Below are 16,502 nucleotides of genomic sequence, written 5' to 3' on the forward strand. Positions count from 1 at the left end.
TTTGGTTTATTAATTTTTTACTTTCAATAAACTACTCCACCAGACAGTATTTCAAACTGGTATTTTAAAATCCTGCAAAAGCTATCAGATAAACACGTATCAAGAGTCCAAATTGTTGTTTTATAGCCTTTAAGCAGTGATTTATTGATGATTTGACAGTCCGTATCTGACAATTTTGACCCTAGTTAGTTACAAAAAAAGAGCCTTCAGCAGAAAAACTGAATGCCCTTGCGAATCCTGCTATATTTGAAGCTTCTTCTTACAGCTCCAACTGTTAAAAACAAAAAAAGTGAGCTGCATCTGCAACTCACTGAACGACTGGGGTAGCTGGATTCGAACCAACGCATGAGGGAGTCAAAGTCCCTTGCCTTACCGCTTGGCTATACCCCAATGGTGGAGGAGAGTGGATTCGAACCACTGAACCCTAAGGAACGGATTTACAGTCCGTCGCGTTTAGCCACTTCGCTACTCCTCCAGCTAGGTTTTTTATTATTTAAAAACCCGACTCAGTTATAATACCTAATCTTCAAAAAAAATGCAAGTACTTTTTTCAAAAATTATTCATGTAAATTCCAGTTGCGAATTAGGGCTTCAATACCATCATCTAAAGTCTTGAAATTCCCTAGTAAAACCCCGTCATTAAAGGCTTGAAAATTTTTATTTTCAGGAATAATCTCGCCAATCATTTTTTTGCCGATCACTAATTGCGTGACAATTTGTTTTTCTCCATTGATCAGGCGCTCTTCTTCTTTGACCTGAACCTGGATATCTTTGTTCTTTTTAGACATGTCTTCCCCTCCGTCCTGAATAAGTTTATCATACAACAAAAGAAAAGGACAACTGATCACTCAGTTGTCGCTAAAGTTAAGGTTGCGTTATCGCGGCTCGCAAAACTTCGTAGCCATTGTCTGTCAGAAGCTGTTTGATTTTTTCTGTCTCTTTGCTGGCTAATTGGATCTCAACAATCGTTGCGTTGGTTTGATGATCAACGATAACCGTCAAGATGCTGAAGTCGTTGTCAGCTAATATTTTCGCGACTCTGGCTAGGACACCCTTTTTATCTTCTAAGATTTTTAGTTGAACGCGGGTGCCACCTTCATGATAGCCCGTCAATTTTAAGAAAGCATCGAAGATATCATTATTCGTGATGATTCCCACCAATTTTTCGTCCTCTAGCACTGGCAACACATTGATTTTGTTTTGACGCATCAAGTAGATGCCGTCTTCCAATTCCGCATCAGGTGCGATCGTTTTGACATCCTTGATCATCACATCTGCTACGACTGTTTTGTTCAATAAATAATTGACTTCATGAACACTCAAGCTCGTCGCTTTTGAAGGCAGAGCCTCTTGGATCGTTCCCTCTGTGATCAAACCGACTAAATGATCGTTCTCAACCACTGGCAAGCGGTGAATATCATATTTTTTCATTAAGTCAACGGCATCAAAAATCTTGGTTTTTGGCGCGACCGTTACTAAGTCTGCTGTCATAAAATCTTTTACACTCATGTTTTATCCTCCTAGATAAGCTTTCTTCACTTCTTCACTTTCTAGCAATTCTTGACCGGTTCCTGATAGGACCACTTTTCCGGTCTCCAATACATAGCCTCGGTCTGCAACTGAAAGAGCCATTTTAGCGTTCTGTTCAATCAATAAAACGGTCGTTCCTTGTTTTTGAATCTCCTGGATGATATTAAAGATTTCTTGAATAAAGATTGGTGCTAGCCCCATTGACGGCTCATCTAGCAGCAATAAACGCGGCTTAGACATCAAAGCCCGACCCATCGCCAACATTTGCTGTTCCCCACCAGAGAGCGTTGAAGCATCCTGATTCAACCGTTCCTTCAAGATCGGGAACTTCTCGTAGACATGTTCGTAATCTTTTTGCATATCCCCGTCTTTTCGCAGGTAAGCACCCATTTCCAGATTTTCCAAGACTGTCAGTCCTGGGAAAACATGGCGCCCTTCAGGCACTTGGGAAATCCCTTGAGCAACGATTTTTCTAGGCGCTTTCTTTTGGATCGCTTCCCCTTCAAAGGTGATCGTTCCTTTAGATGGCTGATTCAACCCTGAGATTGTACGTAAAATGGTCGTCTTTCCCGCACCATTCGCTCCAATCAGCGAAACGATCTCGCCTTGATTGACTTCAAAGCTAACATCACGTACCGCTTGGATCATGCCGTAATGAACCGAAAGATTTTCAATTTTCAGCATTATAGCTCACCTCCAAGATAGGCTTTGATCACTTCTGGATTGTTTTTGATTTCTTCTGGATTTCCTTCGGCTAAAATGCGGCCATATTCTAAAACATAGATACGCTCACAAACATCCATAACTAAGCTCATATCATGTTCAATCAAAAGAATCGTGATCTCAAATTCCTTTTGGATCTTTCTGATCAGCATGGTTAGTGCCGCTGTTTCCTGCGGATTCATCCCTGCTGCCGGTTCATCCAAGAAAAGAATCTTCGGCTTTGTTGCTAAAGCCCGCACGATCTCTAAGCGTCGTTGTTCCCCATAAGGCAAATTCCGGGCTAAGTTCTCAGCTTTATCCTGTAAATCAAAAATCGTTAATAATTTCACCGCTTCTTCCTTCAGGGCTTCCTCTTTATTATAGAAGGCCGGCAAGCGAAGAACACTGGAAAAGAAGCCCTCTTTATTTTTACTATTCATAGCGATCAAGACATTGTCTAAAACAGAGAGGTCTTTGAACAAACGAATATTTTGAAACGTCCGGCTCAAGCCTAAGTCAGCGATCGCGTATGGCTTTCTTCCATTCAAACGCTGATTCTGTCCATCGACTTCTAGTAAAACATCACCTTCACTTGGTTCATAGACGCCAGTAATCAGGTTAAACAATGTCGTTTTCCCGGCACCATTCGGCCCGATCAAACCAACTAATTGATTCTCTTCTAATGCGATATTGACATTGGAGACCGCCGCCAAACCGCCAAAGTTTTTGGTTAAATCTTTAATTTCCAACAGAGGCATTCTGGTCATCTCCCTTTTTAAACTTGTTCAAAATTTTCTTGACGGATAGCTCTTTCGTTCCTAACAATCCGCCAGGCTTAAAGATCATCAAGATAATCAATGCCAATGCGTAAATAATCATTCGTAATGTTCCGAAATCTTGCAGATACATATTGATGATTCCTAGAAGAATCGCCGCAATAAAGGTACCTGTTACACTACCAATCCCGCCTAATACTACTAGGATCAAGATATCAACGGATTTCGTAAAAGCAAAATCCTTCGGTGCGATCGATTGCAAATAGCCTGCATAGAGTGAACCTGCGATACTAGCTGTCATAGCACCAAAGGTAAAGGCCATAACCTTATACTTGGTTGTATTGACCCCCATCGCTTCTGCTGCAATCTCATCTTCACGAATCGCCATCGTTGCACGCCCTGCACCTGAACGAATATAGTTAACGATAAACAGCGTAGTAATCGCCATAAAGCCATAAACCATCTGCCAATCAACAAAAGGCTCGATCCCAAACAAACCTGAGGGACCATTGGTGATTTCCTTAAAATTAATCAATAAAATTCGAATAATTTCCGCTACACCCAACGTTGCGATGGCTAGATAGTCACCACTCAAACGTAGTGTTGGGATACCTACCGCCACAGCAACGAGACCTGCAATAATCACACCGACAGCCATCCCTAAGAAAAAACCGCCGTAAGTTGGTGTATTCATTGAAATAAGTGCTGCTGCATAGGCACCAATCGCCATAAAACCAGCATGACCTAATGAAAACTGACCAGAGAAACCAATGATCAGGTTCAATCCGACTGCTAGAATCACATTGATACCGATCTGAACTAAAATATTATCTAAAAATAGATTGACCATCCCAGCTGAATAAGCGATGTACAGTACCGCATACCCAAGCACGATCAAGGCTAGCCAAATCAAATTGTATTTCAAATTCTTTTTCATTTGACTCACCTACACTTTCTCTTTCACATGTTTGCCTAAGATGCCGGCTGGACGAACTAATAAAATCAAGATCAATACCGCGTAAACCACTGCATCTTTGAAATCAGAAAAACCTAGCGCGGTCGTGATCGTTTCGATCAAGCCGATTACAAACCCGCCAATTGCAGCTCCCGGAATAATTCCGATCCCGCCTAATACCGCGGCGATAAATGATTTCAAACCAGGAATATAGCCCATCATCGGATCAATCGAGTTATAATACAACCCGATCATCATACCGCCGGCCGCAGCTAGCGCTGATCCTAAAGCGAAGGTAAAAGAGATTGTCCGATTCACATCAATCCCCATCAGCTGCGCAGCATCCGTATCAACACTTACAGCCCGCATCGCTTTACCCATTTTGGTTCTTTGAACGATCAAATTTAACGCGATCATCAAGAACAGCGATAATCCTAAAATCAATAACTGAATATTTGTAACCCGTAAGAAACCAATATTGAAGACCTGCATTTTGATTACCTGCGGAAAAGGTCTTGTCGTCGAACTGAAGAAATAGATCATTGTATTCTGCAATAGGTAAGACACACCGATCGCCGTGATCAATGCGGCGATTCGAGTTGAATTTCTTAACGGCCGGTAAGCTAAGAATTCAATCACAACACCTAAGATCGCACTGCCAGCCATCGACAAAACTAATGCTGGGAAGAATCCCATATTGAACTGATTAATCAAAAAATAGCCGATAAACGAACCGATCATATAAATCTCGCCATGGGCAAAGTTAATCAATTTTATTATTCCATAAACCATAGTGTAGCCCAGCGCCATCAGCGCATAAACACTACCTAGGAAAAGCCCATTGACGATTTGCTGTATAAATACTTCCATCTTTATCACATCACTTTTCAAATAAATAGATTGGTCTAGACGACCTTAATTCTTAAAAAGGAGTGTACCAAATACCATTGGCACACCCCCTTGCCTGCTTTACCCGAGTAATTATTGATTAACGGTTTCAGCAGAAGATTCTTTTCCATCTGTTAGACCAAGTACAACTAGAGGTTTCACAGGATTATGCTCTTTATCCATTGAGATCTTACCAGTAACGCCTTCGAAGTCTTTCAAGCTTGCTAATCCTTTTTTGATTGCTTCAGGTGTTGCTTTGCCTTCTTCTTCGATCGCTTGTTTGATCATATAAACAGAGTCATATGCTAATGCGTTGAATGAAGATGGTTGTTTGTTGTATTTCTTCTCAAATGCTTCTACAAATGGCTCAACCTTATCTGTTGCTGGAGCTTTTGTTGAGAAGTGACCAGTGTAGTAAACATTTTTGACATTGCTAGCACCGGCAGTTTCTACAAGTTTTTCATCTCCAAAGCCGTCTGCACCAATGATTGGCTGCTCAATACCCATTTCACGTGCTTGCTTAATGATCAAGCCAGCTTCTGTATAATAACCAGGAACATAAATGACGTTGAAGTCTTTATCTTTGATCTTCGTTAACATTGCTTGGAAGTCTTTATCACCCGCTGTGAAGTTCTCTTCTGCCACAATTTCACCTTTATAGGTATCTTTGAAGGCTTTCTTCAATCCGATTGCATAGTCACTTGAGTTATCCCCTAAGATTACTGCTTTGTCCGCTTTTAAGTTGTCCTCAGCATATTTTGCCAAAATGACCCCTTGCGAACTATCTTGGAAACAAGAACGGAAAATGTATTCTTGCACTTTCTCTTTTTGAACAGTGATAGCATCGTCTGTCCCAGAAGGAGTGATTGCTGGAACCTTCGCCTTTGTCAAATTCGGTAATGTCGCTTTCGTCGCTCCGGAGGTTGCCGGTCCAATAATTGCAACTACTTCATCTTTCGTTGTTAAGTTCGCTGCAACCGAAGCTGCTTCATTATTGTCAGACTTATTGTCTTTCGAAACGTATTCGATCTTTTTGCCATCGATCCCGCCGTCTTTATTGATTTCTTCAACAGCTAATTTGACACCTTCATTTTCTGCCTCACCATAAGCTGCTACAGCTCCTGATAATTCAAAGTTTCCGCCGATTTTGATTGTATCGGCATCTCCTCCGCCACCACCATCACTGGCTTTAGGTGACCCACATGCGCCTAATAGGAACAACCCTGCTGCTAATACAGCTACTGTTCTTTTCTTCATCCTGTTACCCCCTAATAAAATAATGATAATTTGTTAAGATAATAAAGAATATATAGGAAAAAACTCTCACTGTCAATTAAATTTTCTGAATATTTTAATAATTCGGCAATACTCAAACAATTTATAGCGCTTACAGTACTGAGAAAGCCTTATCAAATAACGAAAAAGAAATCTCATTAACCAGTAAATAGTCAATAAGATTTCTTAAAAATAACTATATTCATTTAACTATCCGTGCTCTCAACGATCAAATCCGCCAATAACTCAAAGTGAAAATACGCTCAATTTCCCTACTGTAGGCTTTCACTTATTCATATAAGAAGGAAAAAGCAGATGATTTTTTCCACACCTATACAATAACTTCACAAACGTATTTCAGCTTCTTGAGCACTGTTTGACAGGAACGCTAACGAAGATCATCCACCAAAATTTTTCTTTCAATTAAATAGTTTGAAATTTTGCCTTTATCTCTCTAATGATTCTTCACTCATTTTTTGATAATCTGGTTCTTCATGATCTACACGATTTTTCCGCAATGAAAATTTTACTGGCACATAATCAAAGCCCGGCTTTGCAAACGGATGACAACGTAAAATTCGGGAAATGCCCATAAGAAACCCTTTGAAGGCTCCATGAACTTGGACTGCCTTAATCATATAATTCGAGCATGTTGGGTAGTAACGACAGGATGGCTGCGTCAACGGCGAGATAAAACGTTGATACCCATGCACCAGACTAATAAGACCTTTACTGATAATACTCATTCACTCACCTCAAGATATCAACAATTGATTAAAACCCTTTTCCTCATCCTATTCTACTGATCGCGCAAAATAAAGCAAGAATTTGAAAAAGGGACCGCACCAAAAAATTGATGCAGCCCCTTATGAATAATCGCAGTCAGATTTTGTCCAATGACTAATGAACAAACTCTAAAATATGACGCCAAACACCTGGCAATAGTACTTTAAATGGATTTCCGCCGCCCATTGCGCCGTAACCAATCATACTGCCGACTATGAATAATATGACACCAGCAAGTAAAATCGCTACGATGCGTATCAAACTACGTAAAATATGTTCACCTGAACTCATAAATCCACTCCTATTCCCACACAGAGGTATTTGTCTTTATCTTACTAAAAACAAAATGACCATCATATTGTCCATAACTCTGTTGTTCTTCTTAATTAACTGTAGTCCTCTACACTCAGACGTAATAACAGTTAAAAGAAGAACAAAATCTTATGCTAAAACAGTTGTTTTGTCAGCTGTTTTTTTGCTTTCATTGTCTACACGTTCCACGTCTGCGCCCAAGCGTTGCAACTTCGTATGGAATTGATAGTAGCCGCGATCTAAGTATTTCAAATTGCGTACACGTGTAATGCCATTTGCTCGCAAGCCTGCTAAAACCAAAGCTGCTGCAGCACGCAGGTCAGTGGCATATACTTCTGCTCCTTGAAGCTCTGAAGCACCTTTGATCAATGCAACATTGTTGTCAATTTTGACTTGTGCATTCATTCTGCGCATTTCTTCTAAATGCTGGAAACGATTTTCAAAAACAGTTTCTGTCGTAGTGCTGACACCATCGGCAACTAATTGGATAGCTGTCATTTGTGCTTGCATATCTGTTGGGAAACCTGGATGAGGCATCGTTTTGATATCAGTCGCTTTTAATGTTTTAGGACCAATGACACGTAACCCATCATTTTCTTCTGTGATCTTAACGCCCATTTCAATCAATTTGGAGATCAAAGGACGGTTGTGTTCTGGGATCGCACCGTCGATCAAGACGTTTCCTTCTGTCATCGCAGCAGCAACCATAAATGTTCCAGCTTCGATACGGTCCTGAACGATTGGATGAGAAACAGCATGCAGGTGATCAACACCTTCAATACGCATGGTTTCAGTACCCGCACCATGGATGCTGGCACCCATTTTATTCAAGAAATTCGCTAAATCAACGATTTCAGGTTCGCGAGCAACGTTTTCAATCACAGTGGTGCCTTTAGCCTTCACAGCAGCCATCATGATGTTTTGTGTTGCACCGACACTTGGGAAATCTAGATAGATTGTATCCCCAACTAATTCATCAGCAATGGCTTCGATATAGCCATTTTTTTGGATAATCTTCGCGCCTAGAGCTTGGAATCCTTTTAAATGCAGATCGATTGGGCGTTTGCCGATCGCACAACCACCTGGCATTGCTACTTTTGCATGACCGTTACGAGCCAATAAAGGACCCATTACAACGATTGAAGCACGCATCTTACTAACGTATTCATATGGAGCTTCCACGTTCAATTGACGTGTCGCATCCACTGTAATTTCTTTCGTTTCTTCATTAAATTCAACATCTGTATTCAAATACCGAATCACTTGATTCATGGTAAAGACATCAGATAAAATCGGAACATTGCTTAAAGTAGATGTTCCTTCCTCAGCCAATAATGTCGCAGCTAAAATTGGCAGCACAGCATTTTTTGCGCCTTCGATATGTACTGTTCCTTTTAATTGTTTGCCACCACGAACGATGATCTCTTCCATTGTATTCCCTCCAAAAAATGCTAGTCGCTTTTCCGCGTATATGTACCTTAACTAAATGTCAAAAAGATATTTTTACACAAAAGAATGATTTCTAAGAAGAATGTACTGCAAGTAAAACCTAGGGCGATCGCTAACATGAGGATCGCAAGTCGAACCTGAGTTTCTTTGAATGCTTTAAAAAGATTCTCTATCCGCAATGACCGTAGAGCCCAAAAGGCTAAATAGATAAAGGAAAAATGCGAGACGATTCTCACGATTGCATCAATTCCATAAACTTGCATAATTCGTTTCCTTTCAAAAAAATCAACAGTTGGATTATATCATAGAATCAGATAAAGAAGAATACTTTGATCGCCCAAAGGACTATACAGAAACTTTTAAAAAACTTAATATTTATTTTCTGTTTCCTACTGTTCAAAAGTAATCTTTTTTATACACAAAAAGACCTTTAAAAATTTCCACCCTGCTCTTTTGGTCAAAATATCAAAAAAACAGTGGCTATTTTTGGTATTTGAAATTCTTGAAAAACGACCGTTTTCAAGTGATTTCTTTATTCTAACCGAGGATAAAAAATTGAACAATTCCGAAAAAAAGAGCTGCGTCAGCCACAAACCGACACAGCTCATTAATAAATTTTTTAACGGTGTTTGGAAACTTTGATCCGATTCATCGCGCGGTGCAAGGCAACCTCGGCACGGCTCAATTGATCCGTATCTTGTTTTTCCCGGGCTTCTTGAATGCGCGCTTCCGCCCGTTGTTTTGCTCTTTCGGCACGAGAGACATCAATATCGCGTTCACGTTCGGCCGTATCAGCGATGATCGTCAATACGTTGTCCCGAACTTCCATGATTCCACCGTTGACTGCGATCCAGTCCACGTGTGTATCAGAATCCGTTCGACGAACACGAACTTCATCGATCGCAAGAGGCGCAATGATCGGGGCATGGTTCGGTAAAATACCGATCTCACCAGCGACCGTTTTAGCAACGACGATGGTTGCATTATGATCATAGACGTTGCCATCTGGAGTAACAACGTTCACTTGTAGAACTTTGTTTTTTTCTTGTTCCATCGGGCACCTCTTTCTAGTAGCCTAAAGTTTTCGCTTTTTCGATTACGTCTTCGATTGTACCGACACTACGGAAGGCATCTTCAGGAAGATCGTCGTATTTTCCTTCAAGAATCTCTTTGAAGCCCTCAACAGTTTTTTCAACTGGTACATATGAACCAGGCTGACCAGTAAATTGTTCAGCAACGTTGAAGTTTTGTGATAAGAAGAATTGAATACGACGAGCACGAGAAACGATCACTTTTTCTTGGTCAGACAATTCGTCCATCCCTAAGATCGCGATGATATCTTGTAATTCACGGTAACGTTGTAAGACACGTTGAACTTCAGTAGCTACACGATAATGTTCTTCCCCAACAATTTCAGGCGCCAAAGCACTTGAAGATGAAGCCAATGGGTCAACGGCTGGGTAAATCCCTTGTTCTGTTAATTTACGTTCCAAGTTGGTCGTTGCGTCCAAATGGGCGAAGGCTGTTGCTGGCGCAGGGTCAGAATAGTCATCGGCTGGTACGTAAATGGCTTGAATAGATGTAATCGAACCTTTTTTCGTTGAAGTGATTCGTTCTTGTAATTGTCCCATTTCAGTTGCCAAGGTTGGTTGATACCCAACGGCAGATGGCATACGACCTAGCAAGGCAGAAACTTCTGAACCAGCTTGCGTGAAACGGAAGATGTTGTCGATAAACAACAGCACGTCTTGTCCTTCTTCATCACGGAAGTATTCAGCTAATGTCAAACCAGTCAAGGCAACACGCATCCGCGCACCTGGCGGCTCATTCATTTGTCCAAATACCATGGCTGTTTTCTCGATAACGCCAGAGTCTTTCATTTCATAATATAGGTCGTTCCCTTCACGAGTACGTTCCCCAACACCGGTAAATACGGAAATCCCACCGTGTTCTTGGGCAATATTATGAATCAATTCTTGGATCAAGACGGTTTTACCAACACCGGCACCACCGAAAAGCCCGACTTTCCCACCTTTTAAATAAGGTGCTAATAAGTCGATAACTTTGATCCCTGTTTCTAAAATTTCATTACTTGTGCTAAGTTCTTCAAAGGTCGGAGCCTTTTTATGAATACCGCTGCGCTCTGCATCTTCTGGAAAAGGTGCTTCTTTATCGATCGTTTCACCTAATACGTTAAACACACGACCCAAAGTATCTTTCCCTACAGGAACAGAAATAGATTTGCCGGTATCGACAACTTCCATCCCACGTTGCAGACCATCAGTAGCTTCCATGGCGATCGTGCGGATAACACCATCACCAAGTTCCAAAGCGACTTCAAGAACAACTTTTGTTTTATCTTTTTTATAAACAATCAACGCATTGTTGATGTCTGGTAAGGATTGATCTAAAGAAAATTCCACGTCGACAACGGGACCAATAACTTGAACAATCTTGCCTGAACTCATGTTTTTTCCTCCAATCTCGAAATTATTCTAATGCGGAAGCCCCGCCGACAATTTCAGTAATCTCTTGGGTGATCGCCGCTTGACGGGCCCGGTTGTATGAAATAGTTAGATCATCAATGATCGCACCAGCATTATCTGTCGCTGTCTTCATTGCTGTCATCCCAGCTGCGTGCTCTGCTGTTTTAGCATCGACAATCGCGCCATAGATCAAGCTTTCAGCATATTGCGGAAGTAATTGATCGAGGATCGCTTCTTTTGAAGGTTCAAACAAATATTCTTCACGATATTCTTGTGCTTCACTTGGATCCAAGTCAGAGATCGGCAGCATTTTTTCAACTCGAAACTGACTAGATAATGAGTTCACGTGATGGTTATAACAAACGTATAGTTCATCGAAAACTTGATTTTCATACATACTGGTCGTCATCGAAACGATTTTTCGCACTTCATCAAAGCTTGGCTGATCAGACAAATTGCGTAACTCATAAGCCAATTTAACGCCGCGAGCTTTGAAAAAGTCTGCTCCGGTTCCACCAATGGCTAACAAAACATATTCATCAGCAGAATCATGATCATCTTCAAGCATCGCCATGGTTTGTTTTAAGATCGAGCTGTTATAGCCTCCAACCAAGCCGCCATCAGAAGTAATCACGATATAACCAGTTTTTTTGACTGGACGATTCAGCAACATGCTGTGATAGTTGATACCGCCTAACTCACGACCAGAATTCGCCAACTCTGTCAATTCGCTCGCTGTCAAGTGCGTTAATACTTCACGTACTTTCGAAGCGTAGAGCTGAAATTTTGCAGAGTAAGCTTCTGATTTCGTTAATTTAGATGCTGAAACCATTTGCATAGCGTTGGTGATTTGACTTGTCTTTTTCGTCGATGCAATCCGTGTTTTAATTTCATTTAAGGATGCCATGATCTTTTTTCACCTCGATTATGCTTTTTCTTGGTTCGCTGCAGAAGCGTCAAAAATGTCTTTGAATTCTTGGATCGCTCCATCTAATTTATCTGTATCTGGCAGTTCTTTCGTGTCGCGAATCGTTGCAAAAATATCTGAATGATTTGTTTCCAGATATTCGAATAATTGCGATTCAAAATCCAAAATACTGTTGACAGGAATACTATCGAGTACCCCATGAGTCAAGGCATAAAGAATCACAACTTGTTTTTCGACAGGAAGCGGTGCATGTAATTTTTGCTTCAGCACTTCAACTGTTCGACGTCCACGATTCAATTTAGCTTGTGTTGCAGCATCCAAATCTGAACCGAATTGTGTGAAGGCTTCTAGCTCACGATAGCTTGCAAGGTCTAAACGCAGAGTTCCGGCAACCTTTTTCATTGCTTTAATTTGTGCAGATCCACCAACCCGGGATACGGATAAACCAGCATCAACGGCTGGACGAATACCCGCATAGAACAAATCATTCTCCAAGAAAATTTGTCCATCAGTGATTGAGATTACGTTGGTTGGAATATATGCTGAGATATCTCCAGCTTGTGTTTCAACAAATGGCAAGGCCGTCAATGACCCGCCGCCTAATTCATCTGAAAGTTTTGCCGCACGTTCTAATAGACGTGAGTGCAAATAAAAGACATCCCCTGGGTACGCTTCACGACCTGGCGGACGACGTAATAGTAATGACAGTTCACGATAAGCAACAGCTTGTTTTGACAAGTCATCAAAGACGACCAAAACGTGTTTGCCGTTATACATGAATTCTTCACCCATTGCTGTTCCAGCATAAGGCGCGATAAATAATAGCGGTGCAGGTTGTGAAGCACCTGCTGTTACGACGATGGTGTAATCCATTGCGCCGAATTTACGAAGTGTTTCAACTTGCGAACGGACAGTTGACTCTTTTTGTCCAATAGCGACATAAATACAGATCATATCTTGACCTTTTTGGTTGATGATCGTATCAATCGCGATTGATGTTTTACCTGTTTTACGGTCACCAATGATTAATTCACGTTGTCCCCGTCCGATTGGTACTAGGGCATCGATGGCCTTTAAGCCTGTTTGCATTGGTTCTGATACTGATTTACGTTGCATAACGCCGGGAGCCATTGCTTCGACTGGACGTGTGTTTGTTGTTTCAATTGGACCCATTCCATCTACTGGTTGACCAAGTGGGTTCACAACACGTCCGATCATGTTTTCGCCAACAGGCACTTCCATGATCTTACCGGTACGTTTTACTTTGTCTCCTTCACGAATGGACTCAAATTCACCTAGAACGATGATACCGACATCATTGCTTTCTAAGTTTTGTGCCATTCCGTAAGAGCCGTTAGAGAACTCTAATAATTCCCCGCTCATTGCATTTTCTAAACCGTGGGCACGGGCGATCCCATCCCCAACGTAAGTGACTGTTCCGATTTCCTCAACAGACAGCTTATTATCGTAATTCTGAATCTGTTCTTTGATTAAAGCACTGATTTCTTCTGCTTTGATGGCCATTCATTTCACCTCTTCTTCTCTACTTTTTACTAAGTGCTGCTCGTAGACCATTTAATTGGCTGGCGAGGCTGCCGTCGATCACTTGATGATCGGCTTCAACAATGACACCGCCGAGAATTGATTCATCAACTATCGGGGTTAACGTGGCCTTCTGGTAGCCAAAAACATCAGCGACTTTTGCTTCAAGCTCTTGTTTCTTTTCTTTAGAGAGCGGTACAGCCGTAGTGACTGTTCCATGTGCGATTTTATTTCGTGCATCGTAACGACGTTCAAATTCTTCGATCATAAAGGGCAGATCGTCGCTGCGATTGTATTCAAAAACTACTAATAGAAAATTTTTGACCATGCCGTCAAAGCCGCCGGTAAAAGCATCCATGATGGCTTTCTTTTCTGCACCTTCTAAGCGAACATCGGTCAAAATATTTCCAAGATCAGGAATTTCTTTACAGATTTCCCGAACAGTCAACAGCTCTTGATAAACAGCATCGGCAGCTTCGTTTTCGATCGCCAGTTCAAACAAAGCTTTGCCATAGCGTTTACCGACTGTGTATTTATCAAGCTTCATGTTTCGTGTTTCCCAACTTATCCATGTAGTTGTCGATCAAATCTTGATGAGCATCCTGTGAGAGCTCTTTACTCAAGATTTTCTCTGCGATTTGCAGGGATAATGCCGCCACATCATCTTTAACAGAAGTCAACGCGTTTTCACGTTCATCTTTGATCTCCGCTTGCGCGCGATCTTTCAGACGAGTGACTTCCTCTTTGGTATCCTTGATGATGTTTTGACGGCTCAACTCGCCGCTTTCTTTCGCATTTTTGATAATATCTGCCGCATCACTACGAGAACTTGCTAACTGAGCTTCACGTTCTTTTTCCAGCTCAGCTGCTTTAGTCCGAGATTGTTCGGCAGAATCTAGATCATTGGCGATCTTGTCTTCACGTTTTTTCAGGATGTCTTGAACGGCACCCCACGCGAATTTCTTTAATAACGCCATTAGAATCACGAATGATAACGTAACGACGACTAAATTACCGAGCGTTGTATTGACAGCCTCAGCAACAACTAGATTCAGCATACTCGGTCTTCCTTTCTGTTCTTTCTCATTACAGAACCCTTTGTACGGCTCTGTCGTTCATCTCTTGGACGAAATTCAACGAAAAAGCGTTAATTTTTATTGGAAAACCATCAACATACCTAGTACAACACCTAGAATTGGCACAGCTTCGATCAAACCAACACCAATAAACATTGTTGAACGAATTTGACCTGACATTTCTGGTTGACGTGCCATAGATTCAATTGCTTTTGAGATTACTTGTCCGTTACCATAACCAGCCCCGATTGCGGCTCCCATGATTGCGATTCCTGCACCGATAAAGTTCATAATAAATTTCCTCCTAAAAGTGTGTTAAATTTTTTAAATTATTCTACCTCGATTTTATGACTGATATAAACCATAGATAGAGTAGTGAAAACAAATGCTTGGATACTACCGATAAATAGTGAGAATGCAATCCAAATCATCTCAAGCGGAATAGCGAATGGTAAGGTCCACCAGCCTGCGCTTGTGACCATGCTTGCGATTAGTGAAAGCAATACTTCACCAGCAAAAACGTTCCCGTAAAGACGTAAGCCTAACGTGATAACGTTCGTAAATTCTTCCATCAATTTAATCGGAAACAATCCTTTTGGTGTGAAGAAAGAATTTTTTACGTACCCGCCAAAACCGAGTTTTTCAGTTCCTAAGTAATTGGCTAGGACCAATACGAGTAATGCCAATCCCATTGTTACAAAGGGGTTAGCTGTCGGACTTTTCCAATAAGTCACCTCATCACCTGTAACGATTTTCGTGACTAGTCCGATTTGGTTTGCTACAAAAATAAATAAGAACAACGTAAATGAGAACAAACTAAAATTTCTGACTTCTTTACGAGGCATGTTGTCACCAACGATGTTCGTAGTAAAATCAATGACCCACTCAATTGCGTTTTGCTTTCCTTTGGGCTTCAATGATAGGTTGCGTGTAAACGCAAAAACAAGGAAGAAGACAATCACACATGTCAAAATAATCATTGTCGTTACCGTACCATCGAACCATACGGGACCTATATGGAAAACCCAAGATTTTTCATCCAATTCAGTTCACCTCTCTTCCCAGCGACTCGCTTCAACTCGTGCCTGCTTAGCGCTGCTCCTCAAAATACTATCGTATGTTACCACCAGAGAAAGAAAATTTCAAAGAATTTTCCTAAAAATTTTCGAATAAGTCAGAGATATTTTCTCTAACGTTATTTAATCCCTGCTTATTCCCCTCTAGCCGTTGGTTTAGCCCGTAAAATGGCTATTATAGATTGTAACTAATCGTATCAAAATCCATTGTGAAGTAAAGAAATTCTCACTAAATATGCGAAAAAGAATATTTTGCTAACGAGAATAGTTTTTTAGCGTCCGGCTGATTTGCCGATCCACATCTTTGCGCTTCAAAGTTTCTCGTTTGTCGTATTGGTGTTTCCCTTTAGCGACACCGATCAAAACCTTTGCATAGCCATCTTTCAAATAGACTTTTAGCGGAACCAATGTTATCCCGGTATTTTTGACCTCATTAGCCAATCGCGTAATTTGTTTTTTATGCATCAATAGTTTTCGCGTACGTACAGGATCGTGATTGAAAATATTGCCCTGCTCATATGGGCTGATATGGACATTGTATAAAAAAGCCTCGCCGTTTCTAATCCGCGCAAAGCCATCCTTCAAGTTGATCCGGCTATTGCGGATCGACTTGATCTCCGTTCCCTGCAAAACGATACCCGCTTCGATCGTATCGATGATCGTGTAATCATGCCGGGCCTTTTTATTTTGTGCCACTAATTTGCCTTCAGCTTTTGGCATA

Annotated in this window: 20 protein-coding genes and 2 tRNA genes; all 22 read right to left on the minus strand. The window is 41.2% G+C overall.

The window, feature by feature from the left end; genetic code table 11:
• Positions 1-318 precede the first annotated feature (318 nt).
• Positions 319-390 (minus strand) — tRNA-Gln (locus E6139_RS17095).
• Between the two features lies 1 nt (position 391).
• Positions 392-475, minus strand: a tRNA-Tyr gene (locus tag E6139_RS17100).
• A gap of 82 nt (positions 476-557) precedes the next feature.
• Entirely contained in the window at positions 558-788 is a 231-nt protein-coding gene (locus E6139_RS17105; protein ID WP_316404596.1) for a DUF2969 domain-containing protein, read from the minus strand.
• A 76-nt stretch (positions 789-864) separates the two neighbouring features.
• Positions 865-1,509, minus strand: coding sequence for a CBS and ACT domain-containing protein (locus tag E6139_RS17110; RefSeq protein ID WP_316404598.1), 645 nt, complete (start codon positions 1,507-1,509; stop codon positions 865-867).
• 3 nt (positions 1,510-1,512) lie between these two features.
• Complete coding sequence (locus E6139_RS17115; RefSeq protein ID WP_316404599.1) at positions 1,513-2,214, minus strand: ABC transporter ATP-binding protein; 702 nt, start codon at positions 2,212-2,214, stop codon at positions 1,513-1,515.
• A complete protein-coding gene (locus tag E6139_RS17120; RefSeq protein ID WP_316404601.1) occupies positions 2,214-2,990 on the minus strand; it encodes an ABC transporter ATP-binding protein in 777 nt (258 codons plus the stop codon). The genes E6139_RS17115 and E6139_RS17120 overlap by 1 nt, the downstream gene beginning before the upstream one ends.
• Positions 2,971-3,945: a branched-chain amino acid ABC transporter permease gene (locus tag E6139_RS17125; RefSeq protein WP_316404603.1), complete on the minus strand. Its 975-nt coding sequence runs from the start codon at positions 3,943-3,945 to the stop codon at positions 2,971-2,973. Before E6139_RS17125 ends, E6139_RS17120 begins: the two co-directional genes overlap by 20 nt.
• 9 nt (positions 3,946-3,954) lie before the next feature.
• Positions 3,955-4,833 carry a branched-chain amino acid ABC transporter permease gene (locus E6139_RS17130; RefSeq protein WP_316404605.1) on the minus strand — a complete coding sequence of 293 codons (879 nt, stop codon included), beginning with the start codon at positions 4,831-4,833 and terminating at the stop codon, positions 3,955-3,957.
• Between the two features lie 111 nt (positions 4,834-4,944).
• The gene (locus E6139_RS17135) at positions 4,945-6,108 is read right to left on the minus strand and encodes an ABC transporter substrate-binding protein (protein WP_316404606.1); all 1,164 of its coding nucleotides are present in this window, start codon (positions 6,106-6,108) and stop codon (positions 4,945-4,947) included.
• 464 nt (positions 6,109-6,572) lie between these two features.
• Positions 6,573-6,863 carry a membrane protein insertion efficiency factor YidD gene (gene yidD, locus E6139_RS17140; RefSeq protein WP_316404699.1) on the minus strand — a complete coding sequence of 97 codons (291 nt, stop codon included), beginning with the start codon at positions 6,861-6,863 and terminating at the stop codon, positions 6,573-6,575.
• A gap of 163 nt (positions 6,864-7,026) precedes the next feature.
• Positions 7,027-7,203 carry a DNA-directed RNA polymerase subunit beta gene (locus tag E6139_RS17145; protein WP_316404607.1) on the minus strand — a complete coding sequence of 59 codons (177 nt, stop codon included), beginning with the start codon at positions 7,201-7,203 and terminating at the stop codon, positions 7,027-7,029.
• Between the two features lie 150 nt (positions 7,204-7,353).
• On the minus strand, positions 7,354-8,655 hold the full coding sequence (gene murA, locus E6139_RS17150) for a UDP-N-acetylglucosamine 1-carboxyvinyltransferase (RefSeq protein ID WP_316404609.1): 1,302 nt from the start codon (positions 8,653-8,655) through the stop codon (positions 7,354-7,356).
• Positions 8,656-8,702: 47 nt separating this feature from the next.
• The gene (locus E6139_RS17155; protein WP_316404610.1) at positions 8,703-8,936 is read right to left on the minus strand and encodes a DUF1146 family protein; all 234 of its coding nucleotides are present in this window, start codon (positions 8,934-8,936) and stop codon (positions 8,703-8,705) included.
• Positions 8,937-9,292: 356 nt separating this feature from the next.
• Positions 9,293-9,727: a F0F1 ATP synthase subunit epsilon gene (locus tag E6139_RS17160; RefSeq protein WP_010746747.1), complete on the minus strand. Its 435-nt coding sequence runs from the start codon at positions 9,725-9,727 to the stop codon at positions 9,293-9,295.
• A 13-nt stretch (positions 9,728-9,740) separates the two neighbouring features.
• Positions 9,741-11,141 (minus strand): F0F1 ATP synthase subunit beta, encoded by a 1,401-nt coding sequence (gene atpD, locus E6139_RS17165; protein WP_316404612.1) that lies wholly within the window; start codon positions 11,139-11,141, stop codon positions 9,741-9,743.
• 22 nt (positions 11,142-11,163) lie between these two features.
• On the minus strand, positions 11,164-12,069 hold the full coding sequence (locus tag E6139_RS17170) for a F0F1 ATP synthase subunit gamma (RefSeq protein ID WP_316404700.1): 906 nt from the start codon (positions 12,067-12,069) through the stop codon (positions 11,164-11,166).
• Between the two features lie 15 nt (positions 12,070-12,084).
• Positions 12,085-13,611: a F0F1 ATP synthase subunit alpha gene (gene atpA, locus E6139_RS17175; RefSeq protein WP_316404614.1), complete on the minus strand. Its 1,527-nt coding sequence runs from the start codon at positions 13,609-13,611 to the stop codon at positions 12,085-12,087.
• 19 nt (positions 13,612-13,630) lie between these two features.
• Complete coding sequence (gene atpH / locus E6139_RS17180) at positions 13,631-14,176, minus strand: ATP synthase F1 subunit delta (protein WP_316404616.1); 546 nt, start codon at positions 14,174-14,176, stop codon at positions 13,631-13,633.
• Complete coding sequence (atpF, locus tag E6139_RS17185; protein ID WP_316404618.1) at positions 14,166-14,687, minus strand: F0F1 ATP synthase subunit B; 522 nt, start codon at positions 14,685-14,687, stop codon at positions 14,166-14,168. Before atpF ends, atpH begins: the two co-directional genes overlap by 11 nt.
• Before the next feature lie 96 nt (positions 14,688-14,783).
• Positions 14,784-14,996, minus strand: a complete 213-nt coding sequence (atpE, locus tag E6139_RS17190; RefSeq protein ID WP_010743272.1) for an ATP synthase F0 subunit C — start codon at positions 14,994-14,996, stop codon at positions 14,784-14,786.
• A 38-nt stretch (positions 14,997-15,034) separates the two neighbouring features.
• Entirely contained in the window at positions 15,035-15,748 is a 714-nt protein-coding gene (gene atpB / locus E6139_RS17195; RefSeq protein WP_316404620.1) for a F0F1 ATP synthase subunit A, read from the minus strand.
• A gap of 288 nt (positions 15,749-16,036) precedes the next feature.
• Complete coding sequence (gene smpB / locus E6139_RS17200; RefSeq protein WP_316404622.1) at positions 16,037-16,501, minus strand: SsrA-binding protein SmpB; 465 nt, start codon at positions 16,499-16,501, stop codon at positions 16,037-16,039.
• Position 16,502 lies beyond the last annotated feature (1 nt).

It is taken from the genome of Enterococcus sp. (assembly GCF_032555305.1).
Taxonomy (GTDB): Bacteria; Bacillota; Bacilli; order Lactobacillales; family Enterococcaceae; genus Enterococcus_A.

What these genes read in the sequence shown, in the direction of transcription:
- E6139_RS17130 (WP_316404605.1), bottom strand. Translation starts at nt 4,833, where the DNA reads ATGGAAGTATTTATACAGCAAATCGTCAATGGGCTTTTCCTAGGTAGT.
- smpB (WP_316404622.1), bottom strand. Translation starts at nt 16,501, where the DNA reads ATGCCAAAAGCTGAAGGCAAATTAGTGGCACAAAATAAAAAGGCCCGG.
- atpD (WP_316404612.1), bottom strand. Translation starts at nt 11,141, where the DNA reads ATGAGTTCAGGCAAGATTGTTCAAGTTATTGGTCCCGTTGTCGACGTG.
- atpH (WP_316404616.1), bottom strand. Translation starts at nt 14,176, where the DNA reads ATGAAGCTTGATAAATACACAGTCGGTAAACGCTATGGCAAAGCTTTG.
- E6139_RS17120 (WP_316404601.1), bottom strand. Translation starts at nt 2,990, where the DNA reads ATGCCTCTGTTGGAAATTAAAGATTTAACCAAAAACTTTGGCGGTTTG.
- murA (WP_316404609.1), bottom strand. Translation starts at nt 8,655, where the DNA reads ATGGAAGAGATCATCGTTCGTGGTGGCAAACAATTAAAAGGAACAGTA.
- atpE (WP_010743272.1), bottom strand. Translation starts at nt 14,996, where the DNA reads ATGAACTTTATCGGTGCAGGAATCGCAATCATGGGAGCCGCAATCGGG.
- atpF (WP_316404618.1), bottom strand. Translation starts at nt 14,687, where the DNA reads ATGCTGAATCTAGTTGTTGCTGAGGCTGTCAATACAACGCTCGGTAAT.
- E6139_RS17155 (WP_316404610.1), bottom strand. Translation starts at nt 8,936, where the DNA reads ATGCAAGTTTATGGAATTGATGCAATCGTGAGAATCGTCTCGCATTTT.
- E6139_RS17110 (WP_316404598.1), bottom strand. Translation starts at nt 1,509, where the DNA reads ATGAGTGTAAAAGATTTTATGACAGCAGACTTAGTAACGGTCGCGCCA.
- E6139_RS17145 (WP_316404607.1), bottom strand. Translation starts at nt 7,203, where the DNA reads ATGAGTTCAGGTGAACATATTTTACGTAGTTTGATACGCATCGTAGCG.
- E6139_RS17160 (WP_010746747.1), bottom strand. Translation starts at nt 9,727, where the DNA reads ATGGAACAAGAAAAAAACAAAGTTCTACAAGTGAACGTTGTTACTCCA.
- E6139_RS17125 (WP_316404603.1), bottom strand. Translation starts at nt 3,945, where the DNA reads ATGAAAAAGAATTTGAAATACAATTTGATTTGGCTAGCCTTGATCGTG.
- E6139_RS17115 (WP_316404599.1), bottom strand. Translation starts at nt 2,214, where the DNA reads ATGCTGAAAATTGAAAATCTTTCGGTTCATTACGGCATGATCCAAGCG.
- atpA (WP_316404614.1), bottom strand. Translation starts at nt 13,611, where the DNA reads ATGGCCATCAAAGCAGAAGAAATCAGTGCTTTAATCAAAGAACAGATT.
- E6139_RS17105 (WP_316404596.1), bottom strand. Translation starts at nt 788, where the DNA reads ATGTCTAAAAAGAACAAAGATATCCAGGTTCAGGTCAAAGAAGAAGAG.
- E6139_RS17135 (WP_316404606.1), bottom strand. Translation starts at nt 6,108, where the DNA reads ATGAAGAAAAGAACAGTAGCTGTATTAGCAGCAGGGTTGTTCCTATTA.